The sequence below is a fragment of the Dorea sp. AGR2135 genome (assembly GCF_000420885.1).
In the GTDB taxonomy this organism is placed as follows: Bacteria; Bacillota; Clostridia; order Lachnospirales; family Lachnospiraceae; genus Dorea; species Dorea formicigenerans.
The window spans coordinates 31,770-47,329 of the sequence record NZ_ATVU01000020.1 but is presented as its reverse complement, the minus strand read 5'-3'; the positions used below and the strand labels follow the sequence as shown (position 1 = coordinate 47,329).

The 15,560-nt window shown below is 41.2% G+C and carries 12 protein-coding genes; 10 read left to right on the top strand and 2 right to left on the bottom strand.

Annotation, left to right across the window (positions count from 1 at the left end):
- Positions 1 to 89: 89 nt before the first annotated feature.
- Positions 90 to 686, bottom strand: coding sequence for a TetR/AcrR family transcriptional regulator (locus G593_RS0112495; RefSeq protein WP_005339117.1), 597 nt, complete (start codon positions 684 to 686; stop codon positions 90 to 92).
- Between the two features lie 266 nt (positions 687 to 952).
- On the opposite strand from G593_RS0112495, the gene G593_RS0112490 reads away from it, so the two are divergent.
- The 5 genes from G593_RS0112490 to G593_RS0112470 all read left to right on the top strand — a co-directional run bounded on the left by G593_RS0112490 (position 953) and on the right by G593_RS0112470 (position 9,537).
- Positions 953 to 3,025, top strand: a complete 2,073-nt coding sequence (locus tag G593_RS0112490) for an efflux RND transporter permease subunit (RefSeq protein ID WP_029731895.1) — start codon at positions 953 to 955, stop codon at positions 3,023 to 3,025.
- Between the two features lie 20 nt (positions 3,026 to 3,045).
- Positions 3,046 to 5,250 carry a hypothetical protein gene (locus tag G593_RS0112485; protein WP_029731894.1) on the top strand — a complete coding sequence of 735 codons (2,205 nt, stop codon included), beginning with the start codon at positions 3,046 to 3,048 and terminating at the stop codon, positions 5,248 to 5,250.
- Positions 5,251 to 5,854: 604 nt separating this feature from the next.
- On the top strand, positions 5,855 to 6,622 hold the full coding sequence (locus G593_RS0112480; protein ID WP_005339126.1) for a class I SAM-dependent DNA methyltransferase: 768 nt from the start codon (positions 5,855 to 5,857) through the stop codon (positions 6,620 to 6,622).
- 8 nt (positions 6,623 to 6,630) lie between these two features.
- On the top strand, positions 6,631 to 7,509 hold the full coding sequence (gene hslO, locus G593_RS0112475) for an Hsp33 family molecular chaperone HslO (protein WP_029731893.1): 879 nt from the start codon (positions 6,631 to 6,633) through the stop codon (positions 7,507 to 7,509).
- 108 nt (positions 7,510 to 7,617) lie between these two features.
- A complete protein-coding gene (locus tag G593_RS0112470) occupies positions 7,618 to 9,537 on the top strand; it encodes an NAD(+) synthase (protein WP_029731892.1) in 1,920 nt (639 codons plus the stop codon).
- Positions 9,538 to 9,677: 140 nt separating this feature from the next.
- Here the strand turns inward: G593_RS0112470 and G593_RS0112465 are convergent, their stop codons facing one another.
- Positions 9,678 to 10,352 carry a S1 RNA-binding domain-containing protein gene (locus G593_RS0112465; protein ID WP_029731891.1) on the bottom strand — a complete coding sequence of 225 codons (675 nt, stop codon included), beginning with the start codon at positions 10,350 to 10,352 and terminating at the stop codon, positions 9,678 to 9,680.
- Positions 10,353 to 10,571: 219 nt separating this feature from the next.
- Here G593_RS0112465 and G593_RS0112460 point away from each other — a divergent pair, with 219 nt between their 5' ends.
- From G593_RS0112460 to G593_RS0112435, 5 genes are all read left to right on the top strand, one after another.
- Complete coding sequence (locus G593_RS0112460; RefSeq protein ID WP_029731890.1) at positions 10,572 to 12,221, top strand: putative manganese-dependent inorganic diphosphatase; 1,650 nt, start codon at positions 10,572 to 10,574, stop codon at positions 12,219 to 12,221.
- A 15-nt stretch (positions 12,222 to 12,236) separates the two neighbouring features.
- Positions 12,237 to 12,824: a flavin reductase family protein gene (locus G593_RS0112455; RefSeq protein ID WP_005331528.1), complete on the top strand. Its 588-nt coding sequence runs from the start codon at positions 12,237 to 12,239 to the stop codon at positions 12,822 to 12,824.
- A gap of 63 nt (positions 12,825 to 12,887) precedes the next feature.
- Positions 12,888 to 13,658: a polysaccharide deacetylase family protein gene (locus G593_RS0112450; RefSeq protein WP_005339155.1), complete on the top strand. Its 771-nt coding sequence runs from the start codon at positions 12,888 to 12,890 to the stop codon at positions 13,656 to 13,658.
- A gap of 42 nt (positions 13,659 to 13,700) precedes the next feature.
- A complete protein-coding gene (locus G593_RS0112445; RefSeq protein ID WP_029731889.1) occupies positions 13,701 to 15,020 on the top strand; it encodes a replication-associated recombination protein A in 1,320 nt (439 codons plus the stop codon).
- A 106-nt stretch (positions 15,021 to 15,126) separates the two neighbouring features.
- Positions 15,127 to 15,420 (top strand): hypothetical protein, encoded by a 294-nt coding sequence (locus G593_RS0112435; RefSeq protein ID WP_005339159.1) that lies wholly within the window; start codon positions 15,127 to 15,129, stop codon positions 15,418 to 15,420.
- The last annotated feature ends 140 nt before the right edge of the window (positions 15,421 to 15,560 follow it).

Here is a 15,560-nt window from a genome sequence, read left to right as displayed (position 1 = left end):
AGTAAAGACTGAGAATACGTGATGGTAAAAAAATTGGGGACGGGGTTTTTTTAGAAAAACCCCGTCCCCAATTTTTAAAAAATGCAGTTTTATTGTCTGTGGCTTGCAATTATCAGCCGTACTGTCCGGTACAGATAAGGCTTATATTCTTCGATGGACAGTGGTTCGTTATATAAAATCGAATTATATGCCGTGGATCCGGTCAGTTCTACGATGGTGAATAGCATAACGTCCGGACATTCGTATTTGTAAGAATCTTCATTAACGAGATTGAGAAATTCTTCATAAAAATCTGGTTCGGTCCGTTCTTCGGTGAGAAGGGCGGAGCGAAGTGCGCCCATGACTAGATTCTTGGAAATAAAGTTTAACAATGCCTTATTGCTGGCGAGAGCATCTATAATGTAATCAATGATAAAGATTAATTGTTCTTCCAGCCCGGAAATGTCTGCTTTCCGTAATGCTTTTGCTGCTTTCTCAAATAGTTCATGAGTCTTGAAAGCGGTAAGTTTATTCTTGATATCATATTTGTCTTTAAAATATAAATAAAAAGTTCCTTTTGCAACACCGGCTTTTTCTACAATATCAGAAATAGCAGTAGCATGGATACCTTTTGTGGTAAAAAGTTCGTATGCGGTGTTGAAGAGGGCTTCTTTTTTCTTCTTTTTATTTTCGTCTACTTTTCCCATGATTATCCTCTTTTCTGTTCAACAGCAATTATAACTGTACGGCAAGGTAATGTGCAAGTTAATTTTTTGCTTAAAGGTAGAAAACGTGAGTGTATTTCTAATGTATGATTGTAAAAGTAATGTGTCATATTTTTGTTGATGAAAATATCTTAGCACAAAAATGACTAATAGTCAAAAAAATATATTGACTATTGGTCATTTTTGGTGTATTATTCTGTTTGAAAAAGAAAATGACTAACGGTCATAAATGAAAGGGAGAAGGAGTTATGGTTAACTTTGGAAAGAAAGTGGTGAAATACAGAGTATTGATACTGATACTTGGCGTGCTGTTGCTGATTCCGTCAGTCTTCGGTTATCTGAATACCCGGGTCAATTATGATGTGCTGACTTATCTTCCAGACAATATCGAGACGATGAAAGGACAGGATATTCTAGTGAATGATTTTGGAACCGGAGCATTTTCTATGTTCATTGTTGATGGTATGGAAGAGAAAGATGTAGCGGAACTGAAAGAGAAGATTGAAAAAGTCGATCATGTGGCAAATGTAATATGGTACGACTCTATTGCAGATATTTCCGTGCCGATGAGTATGTTGCCGGACGACATTTACGATGTATTTAATTCCGATACCGGAACGATGATGGCGATTTTCTTTGATGAGGGAACATCTTCAGATGGAACGATGGATGCAATTGCACAGATTCGGAAAATTGCCGGCAAGCAATGTTTTTTAAGTGGAATGTCCGCAGTAGTTACGGACACGAAGAATCTGGCAGAAAAAGAGACTCCGGTCTATGTACTGATTGCCGTTATTTTGGCGGTCATTGTACTTGGACTGACAATGGAATCATTTTTCGTACCATTACTTTTTATGCTGAGTATCGGAATGGCAATCATTTACAATCTGGGAAGTAACTATTTTATGGGAGAAATTTCTTATATTACGAAAGCGTTGGCAGCGGTATTGCAGCTAGGTGTTACGTTAGATTATTCCATTTTCCTGATGCACAGTTATGAAGAACAGCAGGTGAGATACGACGGAGATAAGAAGCGTGCCATGGCACATGCGATTTCCCAGACATTTTCATCTGTTATGGGAAGTTCCATTACAACAATTGCCGGATTCATTGCATTATGCTTTATGTCCTTTACACTGGGACTGGATATTGGAATCGTTATGGTAAAAGGAGTTATCTTTGGAGTGATTGCATGTGTGACCATTCTTCCGTCTATGATTCTTTGTTGTGACAAAATCATTGAGAAGACGAAACACAAACCATTTCTCCCGGATATTGGAAGAATTTCTGACAAGGTTACGAAACGATACCTGGTATATGTAGTATTGTTTTTGCTATTCTTATTTCCTGCAATTTATGGAAATAACCATACAGCAGTTTATTACAACCTGGACGAGACATTACCAAAGGATCTGCCAAGTATCATTGCAAATGAAAAGTTAAAAGAAGATTACGATATGAATACAACGCACATGATTCTGGTGGACAGTTCCGTATCTTCAACAGATGTCAATAAAATGATAAAAGAAATGGATAAGGTAGACGGTGTCAAATGGGCACTTGGGCTGGACTCTCTTGTAGGTCCGTCAGTTCCGTCTGATATGATTCCGGAGTCCGTATCCAGTATGCTGAAAAATGATAAATATCAGCTGCTTCTTGTAAACTCTGAATATAAGGTAGCATCTGATGAAGTCAATGCCCAGATTAAGACATTGAATAAGATTTTGCACAAATATGATAAGACCGGAATGCTGATTGGTGAAGGACCGCTGACCGCAGATTTGATTGATATTACAGATCAGGATTTTAAGACAGTCAGTGCAGTATCCATTGGAATTATATTTGTCATTATCCTTGTGTTATTCAAATCCATTTCACTTCCGGTCATTCTGGTAGGTGTTATTGAATTTGCAATCTTTGTAAATATGGGAATTCCTTATTACACAGGCACGAAGCTTCCGTTTGTTGCTTCTATCGTTATCGGAACGATTCAGCTGGGATCTACGGTTGACTATGCAATCCTGATGACGACAAGGTATAAGCGTGAACGAAACCATGGGGCAAATAAACATGATGCCATTACGACAGCCCACCGTGTATCAGCACAGTCCATTATGGTCAGTGCCTTAAGCTTCTTCGCAGCGACCATCGGAGTCGGACTTTATTCCAACATTGATATGATCAGTTCGCTGTGTATCCTGATGGCAAGGGGAGCACTGATCAGTATGGTAGTCGTAATCTTCGTACTGCCATCCATGTTTATGGTATTTGACAAAGTAATCGTAAAAACAAGTAAAGGTTTTCTGCCGAAAGAGGCATAAGATTCACAGGAGGGATCACTATGAACGGAAATAAAAAAATCGCAAAAAAAATTGTAGCAGGATCTATGGCTGTCATGATGGCTGCCGGACTTGCCGGAACATATGAATATCACAGTAATGCTATGCAGGTACAGGCAGCAGAGCAAAAGGACAAAGACACTCAGGAATTAAAGGAGACTGCGGAAAATGTATTGGCAGACCACACAACAGATTCTGAGGATACAGGATTTTCAAAAGAGGAATCTGTGTATGTAAAAGCAGATGCAAGTGGAAATGTAAAGAAAACGACGGTATCTGAATGGCTGAAAAATCCGGAAAAAGGAACCATTTCTGACACATCTGAATTGAAAGATATTAAAAATGTAAAAGGTGACGAAACATTTGAGACAGGAAGCAACAACAACGTAAGCTGGAAGTCTGAAGGAAATGACATTTACTATCAGGGAACAATAGATAAAGAGCTCCCGGTAGATGTGAAAGTATCCTACAAACTGGATGGAAAGAGCATTTCCCCGAAAGATCTGAAAGGTAAAAGCGGAAAGGTTGAGATTCAGTTTAGCTATGACAACAAATCAAAACAGACGGTCAATGTAAATGGTGAAGATGTAGAAATGTACACACCATTTACCATGGTCAGTGCAATGATGCTTTCCTCTGATGAGTACAGCAATGTGTCTGTTGAAAATGGAAAACTTATTTCTGACGGAGATAAAAATATTGTAGTCGGAGTTGCATTCCCGGGACTTGCAAATAATCTGAATCTGAAAGATCTGGATATGGACATTGATATTCCGGAGACAGTAACAATTACAGCAGATGTCAAAGATGCAACAGTCGGAACAAGTATTACAATGGCTTCCGCAGAGCTGATGAATGAATTCGGACTGGACGACATCGACAGCTTTGATGACTTGCAGGATTCTATCGATGATCTGGAAGATGCAACAAATCAGTTGGTAGATGGATCAAAGGAAGCAGCAGATGGATCAAAAGAGCTGGCAGACGGAGCTGGAACATTGAATGACGGAGCCGGAACACTGGCAAGTGGAGCCGGAACACTGGCGGACGGTGTGAATACACTGGATGAAAAGAGTGGAACACTGGTCAGCGGAGTGAACACACTGGCGAGCGGAGTGCAGGCATACACTGGTGGAGTAGAAGAATTATATGCTGGAAGTAATAAACTGGCAGTAGGAGCAGAAAGCGCAGCAACAGGAGCTGCAGGAGTGGCAACAGGAGCTGCTGGAATAAATCAAGCAATTAATGGAGAGGGTGGAGTGAGTGACTCTGTAAATACACTTGCTGGATATGCGACATCAGTAAATAATGGTTTAGGAGGAATTAGTGCTGCAGTTAATGGAGGGGTAAGTGCATTGCAGTCTATTACCCAAGATAGTATAAAAGCAAGTGTGACTTCAACAGGCGCAACAGCTAAAATAACTATTACAAAAGATGAGATTGCAGCTAAAATAAAAGATACAGACTCCACATTATCGGCGAATCAGATTAATGCTCTTGCAAATGCAGTTTATGCCCAGGTATCAGACGAGAGTGCAATAGAAGTACAACAGGGTACAGTTGAGTTAAATGATACTGGAAAAACAATTGCAAATGGCGCCTCTCAAGCATTAGGAGGGTTGAAACAAGTTCAGATAGGAATGCCAACCATTACAAAAGGTGCAGAAGGTGTTGCAACAGGACTTAGTGCATTATCTGGAAATATGGAGCAGCTTGGAACAGTAACAGCAACAGTTGCAGACGGAAGCACATCACTGAAAGAAGGTGTTGGACAATTACAGACAGGAATTGGAGCACTTCAGGCAGGTGCTAAAAAGCTTCATGATAATAGCAGTACATTAAATGCTGGTTTGACAACTCTTAAAGACGGTGGTGCCCAGCTTGCAAATGGTGTTAGCCAGTTAGCAAGTGGTGCTAATCAGGTTGCTGACGGAGCCGGAACATTGGCTGGTGGAACTCAGACATTATTAGATGGAGCCAACACATTAGCAGATGGAAACCAGACTCTGGCAGATGGAATGCAGGAGTACAAAGAAGAAGCAATTGATAAATTGACAGATCTCTTTAATGGAGATATTAGCGGTGTGACAGATCGAATTGATGCAATGACTAACCTTGCAAAAGAGTATAAATCATTTGCAGGAATCAGTGACGGAGTATCCGGAACAACAAAATTCATCATCGAGACAGAAGGTATCGATGACTAGTTATTTCTTTATTACAAATGTAAAGAAAAATAAACAAACACAGGGCGGGAGTGAAACGACTTCCGTCCTGTGTTTGTTTATTTCTTAAGGAAAAGATAAGAAAACACTTCTTGTGTTCATCACATGACTATGCGATTCTATCTACATGCAGACGATGGTTCTAATTATCTGCAAAGTATCTATATTAATTTCATTCATTTTCGGAGCCGGAAGAATCGGCAGTAATTCCCAAAGTGATGATAAGTAGACAGATAAATGAAGTTAAAAAATGATGTGAAATTATGTTCATATACTGGAATATACTGAAAGTATATGTTAATCTATAAATAGAAATCATAGCATTTTCTTTTGAACAGACATTTATCTGCAAAAAGAAAGCAGAAGCTATAGCAACAAATTCCGAGCATCAGGCGAAGCTTTTAAAAGAACTGGGGCTGTAGACGACATGTTTAATATATATACTAGTAGTTTTCGATAGTTTTCAGAAGCAAAATCTGCATTGTTTACTAGTTGGCATATCCGGAAAAATAAGATATAATGGACGATGGTAACGGATGCGCTACCTGGAATATGATACGAAAGTATAGAAGGAGTCTTTCTGAATATGGAAGCTTATACGAGTTTTGCGAGGGTATATGATATCTTTATGGATAATGTGCCGTATAAAGAGTGGGCGGATTATCTGGGGAAAATATTAAAGGAATATGGAATTGATGACGGGCTTGTTCTGGATCTTGGCTGTGGAACTGGAAGCATGACAGAAATGCTGGCTTCATCCGGTTATGATATGATCGGTGTGGATAATGCAGAAGAGATGCTGGAGATTGCCATGGAGAAGAAGGTCGAGAGTGGACATGATATTTTGTATCTTCTTCAGGATATGCGGGAATTTGAATTATACGGAACGGTCAGAGCGGTTATAAGTGCCTGCGATTCTGTGAACTATATTACGGACGATGAGGACCTGACGGAAGTTTTCCGGTTGGTGAATAATTATCTGGATCCGGAAGGGCTGTTTGTATTTGATTTTAATACGGAGTATAAGTATCGGGAGATACTTGGAGAACAGACAATTGCAGAAGACCGTGAGGAATGCAGCTTTATCTGGGATAATTATTACGATGAAGACGAACGGATCAATGAATATGAACTGACTCTTTTTGTGCGGGACGAAGAACAACCACAGCTTTATCGTAAGTATCAGGAAGAACATTTTCAGAGAGCATATACGCTGGAGCAGATCAGACATATGCTTACGGAGGCAGGACTTGAATATGTAACTGCCTACGATGACTATACAAAAGAAAGTCCACATGACCGGAGTGAGAGAATCTGCGTCGTGGCAAGAGAACATGGGAAAGGATTGGCATAAGATAGATGATGGAAGATTATATTGTAAGAGCGACGGCAGCAGGAGGACAGATGCGTGCATTTGCTGCGACAACGAAAAACCTTGTAGAGTCTGCAAGAGTGCATCATAATACAAGCCCGGTTGCGACTGCGGCACTTGGAAGGACACTGACAGCAGGGGCAATCATGGGAAGTATGATGAAAAATGATACAGATATGCTGACACTTCAGATTCGTGGAGACGGCCCAATCGAGGGCATCACTGTAACTGCAGACAGCCATGCAAATGTAAAAGGATATGTTGGAAATCCGGACGTGATGCTTCCGCCAAAGAATGGCAAGCTGGACGTCGGAGGAGCAGTTGGTATCGGTCTTTTACAGGTGATTAAAGATATGGGACTGAAAGAGCCTTATGTGGGACAGACAATTCTTGTAAGCAGTGAGATTGCAGAAGATCTGACTTATTATTTTGCGAGTTCCGAGCAGGTACCTTCCTCAGTGGGACTTGGTGTTCTGATGAATAAAGATAATACTGTACGCTGTGCAGGTGGATTTATTATTCAGTTGATGCCATTTGCAACAGAAGAGACTATCAGCCAGTTGGAGGAGAATCTGAAGGATGTGACTTCTGTTACAGATTTTCTGGACAAGGGCTATACACCGGAGCAGATGTTAGAGAAACTGATCGGACATCTGGATCTTGAAATCACAGATACTATTCCAACACAGTTTTACTGTAATTGTTCGAAAGAACGCGTAGAGCAGGCAGTTGCAAGTATCGGAAAGAAAGACATTCAGGAAATGATCGATGAAGGAAAAGACATTGAAGTAAAATGTCATTTTTGCAATACGGCATATAACTATACAGTCGAAGACTTGAAGAACATTCTGAAAAGAAGTAAGAAATAATCAGGTGAATAGACCGGATAATAGAATAGTAGAGAGATAGAATTGCGGTCAATTTATGACCGCAATTCATTATAAGATATTAGATGTAAATTTATATGGAGGAAGATTATGAGACATGGTTTTATAAAAGTCGCGGCAGCAACACCGGATATCCGGGTAGCGGATGTGGATTACAATAAAGGGCAGATTATAAAGCAGATGGATGAGGCAGCAGAAGCAGGTGCCAAGATTATTGTATTTCCGGAGCTTTGTATTACAGGATATACATGCAGTGATCTTTTCCTTCAGGATATTTTATTAAATAGTGCGAAAAAAGCACTTGTAAAAATTGCAGAACATACAAAAAATCTGGATGCGCTTGTGTTTGTGGGAGTCCCTATTGCAGTTGGCGGGGAACTTTATAATGTAGCAGCAGCTTTGAACCATGGAAATATATTAGGTTTCACAACGAAGAGCTTTCTGCCCAATTATGGGGAATTCTATGAGATGCGCCAGTTCCGTCCGGGACCGAAAAAAGCAGAGAAAATTCTGTTTGGCGGAAAAGAGATTCCATTTGGACCGCAGCTTTTATTTGTGGAAAATCAGATGGCTAATCTGATCGTGTCAGCAGAAATCTGTGAGGACGTGTGGTCACCGGTTCCACCGAGCATTGAGGCGGCAAGAGAGGGAGCGACTGTGATCGTCAACTGTTCGGCCAGTGATGAGACGATTGGAAAGGCTTCTTACCGGGAGGCATTAATTTCCGGGCAGTCTGCAAGGCTGATCAGCGGGTATATCTATGCCAACGCAGGAGAAGGTGAATCGACTACAGATCTTGTATTTGGCGGACATAATCTGATCGCGGAAAATGGAACGATTCTGGCAGAGGCGAAGAGATTTTCGAACGGGATTATTTATACAGAATTTGATGTACAGAAAATTGCGAATGAACGCAGAAAAAATACGACATTTACAGAGACACAGGAACATGTACTTCCGAGGATTTCGTTTGGATTAGAACAGACAGAAACTATTCTTACAAGAACATTTCCGTCCAGACCATTCGTTCCTCGTGATGATCAGGAGAGAGCAAAGCGCTGTGAGGAGATTTTAACAATTCAGGCGATGGGACTGAAAAAGCGGCTTGCACATACTCATGCAAAAAGTGCAGTAGTTGGAATATCCGGAGGTCTGGATTCTACATTGGCACTGCTTGTGACAGCCAAGGCATTTGATGCACTGGGACTTGAGCGCAGCGGTATTACGGCAGTGACCATGCCGTGTTTTGGAACGACAGACAGAACGTATCAGAATGCATGTAAAATGTCTCTGAAAGTCGGAGCAACTCTCAGAGAAGTCAGAATCGGTGATGCAGTTATGCAGCATTTTAAAGATATTGGACATGACCCACAAGACCACAGCGTAACTTATGAGAATTCACAGGCAAGGGAACGGACACAGGTGCTTATGGATATTGCTAATCAAACGGGAGGACTTGTAATCGGAACCGGAGATATGTCGGAGCTGGCACTTGGCTGGGCAACCTACAATGGAGATCATATGTCTATGTACGGAGTAAATGCTTCCGTGCCAAAGACGCTGGTCAGACATCTGGTTCATTATTTTGCAGACACTTGTGAAGATTCATCGTTGAAAGAAGTGCTTTATGATGTGCTTGATACGCCGGTAAGCCCGGAACTTCTGCCGCCAAAAGATGGTGAAATCGCGCAGAAGACAGAAGATCTTGTAGGACCATATGAACTTCATGACTTTTTCCTGTATTATTTCCTGAGAATGGGATATGAGCCAGGAAAGATTTACCGGATCGCGAAGCTTTCCTTTGCCGGGGAGTATGACGACGAAACAATTTATAAATGGCTTCGTACGTTTTGCTGGAGATTCTTTTCACAGCAGTTTAAGAGGTCCTGTCTGCCGGATGGTCCGAAGGTCGGAACGGTTGCATTGTCTCCGAGAGGCGACTGGAGAATGCCAAGTGATGCGTGTGTAGCATTGTGGATACAGAATCTTGAAAAAGAGGCGGGGAAATAACGTCTATAAAGGTAATAAGAGATCAAAAAAAGGAACATAGCCGAATTATAAAGATTACGGGAATGTTCCTTTTTTGTTGCCAAGCATACGACAAAAAGGTCCGGTGGACCTTTTTTAGTTTTACAAGTAAATGAAAAGTTTTATAATTGGATGTTTTTGAAAAGATCGCCAAGGCTTGTTCCGATGTCTTCGCTCTTTGGAATCTCAACCTTAACTTCTTCCTCCTCCTGGATGGCTTCCTCAAGAGCTTTCATGCTCAGGCTGATCTTGCCATCTTTGACACCGATGACTTTGACCTGAACTTCATCACCTACATTCAGGACATCTTTTGGGAATTTGATACGTTTCTGGCTGATCTGGGAAACGTGTACAAGTCCGGAAAGTCCGTCTTCCAGACGTACAAATGCACCGTAGTTCTGGAGGGATTCTACGGTTCCGGTAAGAACGCTTCCTACTTCGATGTTTGCAATTTTTTCTTCACGCTCTTTTTTCTCTTTTTCTTTGAGAAGTTCACGGGCGGAAAGTACCAGCCGGTTATTTGCCTGATCTACATCAATGACCTGAACTTCGATATCTTTTAACAGATAAGATTCCAGATCTTCGATATAGGATAAAGAAAGTCGGGAAGCAGGAATAAATCCACGGATTCCTTCTACCATTGCGATAGCACCGCCATTTACAATTCCTTCGATTTTTACAGGGAGCACAGTTCCTTTTTCGAGGTAGGACTGAACTACATTCCATGGATTGGCATCATCAAAATGATCTTCCAGATCTGCCATAGTTACATTTTCTTCGTTGAATTCTTCGCTCATAGTATATTCCTTCCTATCAGTAAAATTGTTGCTTTTAGTATAGCATAAATAAACTGCTTGTACAAAGAAAATTAACTATGTTAGAATATGTTGTAGAAAATAAGTAACAGTTCGAGTGAGATATACGAATTATTGGAAAAATGATGAGTATAGCTGAATGCAATCAGAAAAACCGATATGGACTGCTCGAATTAGCAAGAAGATAATAAGGTGATATATATGGGAAAGAAAAAAGAAAAGATTTATGTGATCGGACATAAGAATCCGGATACAGATTCTATCTGTTCCGCGATTGCCTATGCAGATCTGAGGCAGAAAGTGACCGGACAGGTTCATGAGGCAAAGCGGGCAGGACAAGTGAATGATGAGACTGCTTATGTACTGGATCGTTTTGGGGTAGAGGCTCCTAAGCTTCTTACAGATGTCAGACTTCAAGTGAGAGATCTGGATATTCACGAGATGCCGGGGCTTAAGCCCAATGCGTCCATTCGTGATACATGGGAGCGTATGCGGCAGGAGCAGGCAAAGACACTGCCAATCGTGAAGGATGATGAGCTGGTAGGAGTTGTATCTACCGGAGATATTGCAAAATCTTATATGGATGTGTATGATAGTGAGATATTATCAAAAGCGAGAACCCAATATCGGAATATTATCAAGACACTGGACGGTACAATGATAACAGGTAATGAGCATGGGTATTTTATGAGAGGAAAAGTAGCAATCGGAGCCTCAAGTCCGAATCTTATGGAAGAGTTTATTGAAAAGGACGATCTGGTGATATTAGGAGATCGTGAGGAAGCGCAGGCATGTGCCGTGAATATTGATGCCAGCTGTATGGTTATCTGCAAAGATGCAGAAGTTTCTCCGAAATTGATTCAGAAGGCAAAAGAACAGAGTATAGTGATCATTCAGACTCCGTATGATACATTTACGACAGCAAGACTGATTAATCAGAGCATTCCGGTGAAGTTTTATATGACCTCTGGACCACTGACTATGTTCCGGATGAATGATTATGTTGATGATATTAAAGATATTATGGCGAAAAAGCGTTTCCGCGATTTTCCGATTCTGGATCGTCATGGCAGATTTAAAGGATTCATTTCCAGACGTCGTTTCCTTGGTGCCAGCAAGAAAAAAGTAATCCTGGTGGATCATAACGAACGGTCACAGGCAGTTGATGGAATTGAGGAAGCAGAAATCATTGAGATTATTGATCATCACAGACTTGGAGATATCGAGACAGTCAGCCCGATTACGTTCCGTAATCAGCCAGTGGGATGCACGGCGACGATTATTAACCAGATGTATGAGGAGAATGAGATCGAAGTTCCAAGAGAGATTGCCGGGCTTTTATGTGGCGCAATTATTTCGGATACATTATTGTTCCGTTCACCGACCTGTACGCCGTTAGATGAAAGGACTGCGAAAAAACTGGCAAAAATTTCAGATATTGACCTGGAGCAGATGGCGCAGGAAATGTTCAATGCAGGAAGCAACTTGAAAGGCAAGAGTGCAGAGGATATCTGTTTCCAGGATTTCAAGCAGTTTACAGTCAACGACACGATATTTGGTGTAGGACAGATCACGTCCATGAGCAAAGAAGAACTGGCAGCTATTCGCGATATGATGACGGAGCATTTGCCAAAGGTACTGGAAGCACATAACCTGAATATGATTTATTTTATGCTGACAGATATTCTGGCAGAATCCACGGAGCTTTTGTGTGTGGGAACCGGTGCGAGAGGAATTGCCCTCAGCGCATTTGATCTTCCGGATAATGCAAAGAGTCTGATATTAAAAGGAGTTGTGTCCAGAAAGAAACAGCTGATACCAGTGCTGGTCGAGACCATGCAGCAGATGTAGAAAGGATAGCGTACTATGGGAAAAGAATTATGGAAACCGGGGAATATGGTGTATCCGCTCCCAGCGGTTATGGTAAGTTGTGCGGACAAAGAAGGGCATGACAATATCATTACAATTGCATGGACAGGGACAATCTGTACAAATCCGGCAATGTTATATATATCCGTGCGTCCGACGAGATATTCTTATCATTTGATTAGGGAAAGCGGAGAATTTGTAGTGAATCTGACGACAAAAGATCTGGTAAAAGCGACGGATTGGTGCGGGGTGCGTTCAGGAAGAGATGTGGACAAATGGAGTGAAATGCATCTGACTCGCGGAAATGCTCAGACACTTATCTATGCTCCGATAATTGAGGAAAGCCCAGTCAATATTGAGTGTCAGGTCGTGAAAGTCGAAGAGTTGGGTTCACACCACATGTTTCTTGCAAAAGTGACCGGCGTGCAGGTGGATGACCGGTTCATGCAGGATAATGGAAAATTTGCACTGAACAAAACAGGACTTCTGGCATATTCCCACGGGGAATATTTTGATCTTGGAAAATCACTTGGAACATTTGGCTACAGTGTGAAAAAGAAGAAAAAGGTGAAAAAGAAAAAATAATAAAGCGCAGGATTTCATATATATAAAGAGACTGGTAGTGCAAAGGTAACAGGTCTCTTTATTATGAAAGAATGGAAATTAAAAAAAGTGATACAGATTCTTACAGCGTGTCTGGCAATGATAGTTGTTTTAAATGTTTCAGGAATTTCTATGAAAACAATGCAAACAATTGATATTAATAAGAAAGAATCAAAAACGAACAGACGAGATTCAAATCTGCAAATGGAGTCAGAAACACGGGAAACAATATCCCGGATTTTGAATGAGCAGATACAGACAGAGCTGCCTCAGATTGCCATTACATTTGATGACGGACCCAGTATGTGCACACCGGCACTTCTTGACGGATTAAAAGAGAGAGGTGTGAAGGCAACATTTTTTCTAGTAGGAGAAAATGTTGAGACCTATCCGGATATTGTGAAACGAATTTATGAAGAAGGACATTTAATTGGAAATCACACGTATCATCATGTTGAGATTACGAAACTTTCTGATGAAGAAGCAATGTATGAAATTAACAAGACTGATGAGCTGATTGCGGCAATTACCGGACAGCGCGTGCAGTATATCCGTCCGCCCTTTGGGGTCTGGAAGAGAGAACTGGAGAATTATCTGGACGTATTACCTGTCATGTGGACGGTAGACCCTTTGGACTGGACTACGGAAAATGCAGATGAAGTTGTGAATAAAGTAGTGTCGCAGGCGAAGGAGAATGATATTATTTTATTACATGATTGTTATAAATCCTCGGTAGAGGCGGCGCTTCGGATCGTAGATCTTTTAAAGGCAGAAGGCTTTGAATTTGTGACAGTAGATAAACTGATTCTTGAGTAAGGAAAACCAGAAGAAATCAGGAAGAATGGAGATAGAAAAAGCATGGATTTGTTTGAATATGCAAGACAGAAAAATATGGATCAGGAGGCACCGCTGGCGTCCAGGCTTCGGCCGACAACGCTGGAGGAAGTGGTAGGACAGCAGCATATTATTGGAAAAGACAAGTTGTTGTACCGTGCAATCAAAGCAGATAAGTTAAGTTCTATTATCTTTTATGGGCCGCCGGGAACCGGTAAGACGACACTGGCGAAAGTGATTGCCCATACGACAAGTGCAGAATTCACCCAGATCAATGCAACGGTGGCGGGCAAGAAAGATATGGAAGAAGTGGTACAGAAAGCGAAAGAGACGCTGGGCATGTATCAGAAGAAGACCATTCTTTTTGTAGATGAGATTCATCGTTTTAACAAAGGACAGCAGGATTATCTGCTTCCATTTGTGGAGGACGGAACAATTATTCTGATTGGAGCTACCACGGAGAATCCTTATTTTGAGGTCAATGGAGCATTAATTTCCCGTTCCAGTATCTTTGAACTTCATCCGCTTGAAAAAGAAGATATCAAAACACTTTTGAAGCGGGCAGTCTATGATCAGGAAAAAGGTATGGGAAGCTATCATGCGGAAATTGACGAGGAAGCACTGGAGTTCCTTGCAGACATTGCAGGAGGAGATGCGAGAAATGCATTGAATGCTATTGAACTCGGGATTCTCACGACAGAGCGAAGTGCGGACGGAAAGATCCATATTACACTTGACGTGGCGTCCGAGTGCATTCAAAAACGTGTAGTGCGCTATGACAAGACAGGAGACAATCATTACGATACAATCTCTGCATTTATCAAAAGTATGAGGGGGTCAGACCCTGATGCGGCAGTATATTATCTTGCAAAAATGCTATATGCAGGGGAGGACGTGAAATTTATTGCCAGAAGGATCATGATCTGTGCATCGGAAGATGTTGGAAATGCAGATCCGATGGCGCTACAAGTGGCTGTGTCAGCAGCCCAGGCAGTAGAGCGGATCGGAATGCCGGAATCGCAGATCATTTTATCTCAGGCAGTGACATATGTGGCAACAGCACCAAAGAGTAATGCAGCAGTCAAAGCAATCAGTGCCGCTATGGAAAACGTAAGAAATTATAAAACTACGGTGCCGGCGCATTTGCAGGATGCTCATTATAAGGGTTCACAAAAACTTGGACATGGTGTGGGTTACAAGTATGCACATGATTATCCGAACCACTATGTGGAACAGCAATACATGCCTTCCGAAATCCAAAAAGCAAAGTTTTATGAGCCGAGTGACAATGGACATGAAAAAGAAATAAAAGAATGGATGGAGTTTTTAAAGAAGAATTCATAGAAAAGCTTGAATTTTTTATAGAGAAAACGTATAATCGAAGCAGAATCTGTACTGTCGTCAGAAATGTGGCGCCAGAGTGTATGTTATTATCAGGAGGAAAAATAAAATGAAGGTATACGATTCAGTAAACAAAACAGAAGTAGAAGTAGACGGAACACAGGGTCTTGTTGACATCATGGTATCTGGACGTCAGGTAGATGTTTATCTTAAAGGAGAGAAATCTGATGCAGATGGATATCTGACATGGGATGTTGAGCACTGGTCAAGCATTGACAAGCAGAGATTTATCCGCTGCTATTCTTACAAAGGAAGGGTTCTGAGCGAGTCTACAGGACACAACATCTACGATTTACAGAACGACTTCAAGCCAGAAGAGGCAGAGAAGATCGAGTTAAGCTAATATAAAAAATCAAAGTAGCTGAAAACAAAAGAATTTAAATCTGTAATAAAGAAACTGACAGATGCAATTTTTCCCAATTGCATCTGTCAGTTTCTTTCGTATAATGGAAAGATTATTTTTTTTCATATTTATTTCACAAA

Bases quoted from the DNA above. Each gene is read 5' to 3' on its own strand.
- G593_RS0112495 (WP_005339117.1), bottom strand. From the start codon at position 686: ATGGGAAAAGTAGACGAAAATAAAAAGAAGAAAAAAGAAGCCCTCTTC.
- G593_RS0112490 (WP_029731895.1), top strand. From the start codon at position 953: ATGGTTAACTTTGGAAAGAAAGTGGTGAAATACAGAGTATTGATACTG.
- G593_RS0112485 (WP_029731894.1), top strand. From the start codon at position 3,046: ATGAACGGAAATAAAAAAATCGCAAAAAAAATTGTAGCAGGATCTATG.
- G593_RS0112480 (WP_005339126.1), top strand. From the start codon at position 5,855: ATGGAAGCTTATACGAGTTTTGCGAGGGTATATGATATCTTTATGGAT.
- hslO (WP_029731893.1), top strand. From the start codon at position 6,631: ATGGAAGATTATATTGTAAGAGCGACGGCAGCAGGAGGACAGATGCGT.
- G593_RS0112470 (WP_029731892.1), top strand. From the start codon at position 7,618: ATGAGACATGGTTTTATAAAAGTCGCGGCAGCAACACCGGATATCCGG.
- G593_RS0112465 (WP_029731891.1), bottom strand. From the start codon at position 10,352: ATGAGCGAAGAATTCAACGAAGAAAATGTAACTATGGCAGATCTGGAA.
- G593_RS0112460 (WP_029731890.1), top strand. From the start codon at position 10,572: ATGGGAAAGAAAAAAGAAAAGATTTATGTGATCGGACATAAGAATCCG.
- G593_RS0112455 (WP_005331528.1), top strand. From the start codon at position 12,237: ATGGGAAAAGAATTATGGAAACCGGGGAATATGGTGTATCCGCTCCCA.
- G593_RS0112450 (WP_005339155.1), top strand. From the start codon at position 12,888: ATGAAAGAATGGAAATTAAAAAAAGTGATACAGATTCTTACAGCGTGT.
- G593_RS0112445 (WP_029731889.1), top strand. From the start codon at position 13,701: ATGGATTTGTTTGAATATGCAAGACAGAAAAATATGGATCAGGAGGCA.
- G593_RS0112435 (WP_005339159.1), top strand. From the start codon at position 15,127: ATGAAGGTATACGATTCAGTAAACAAAACAGAAGTAGAAGTAGACGGA.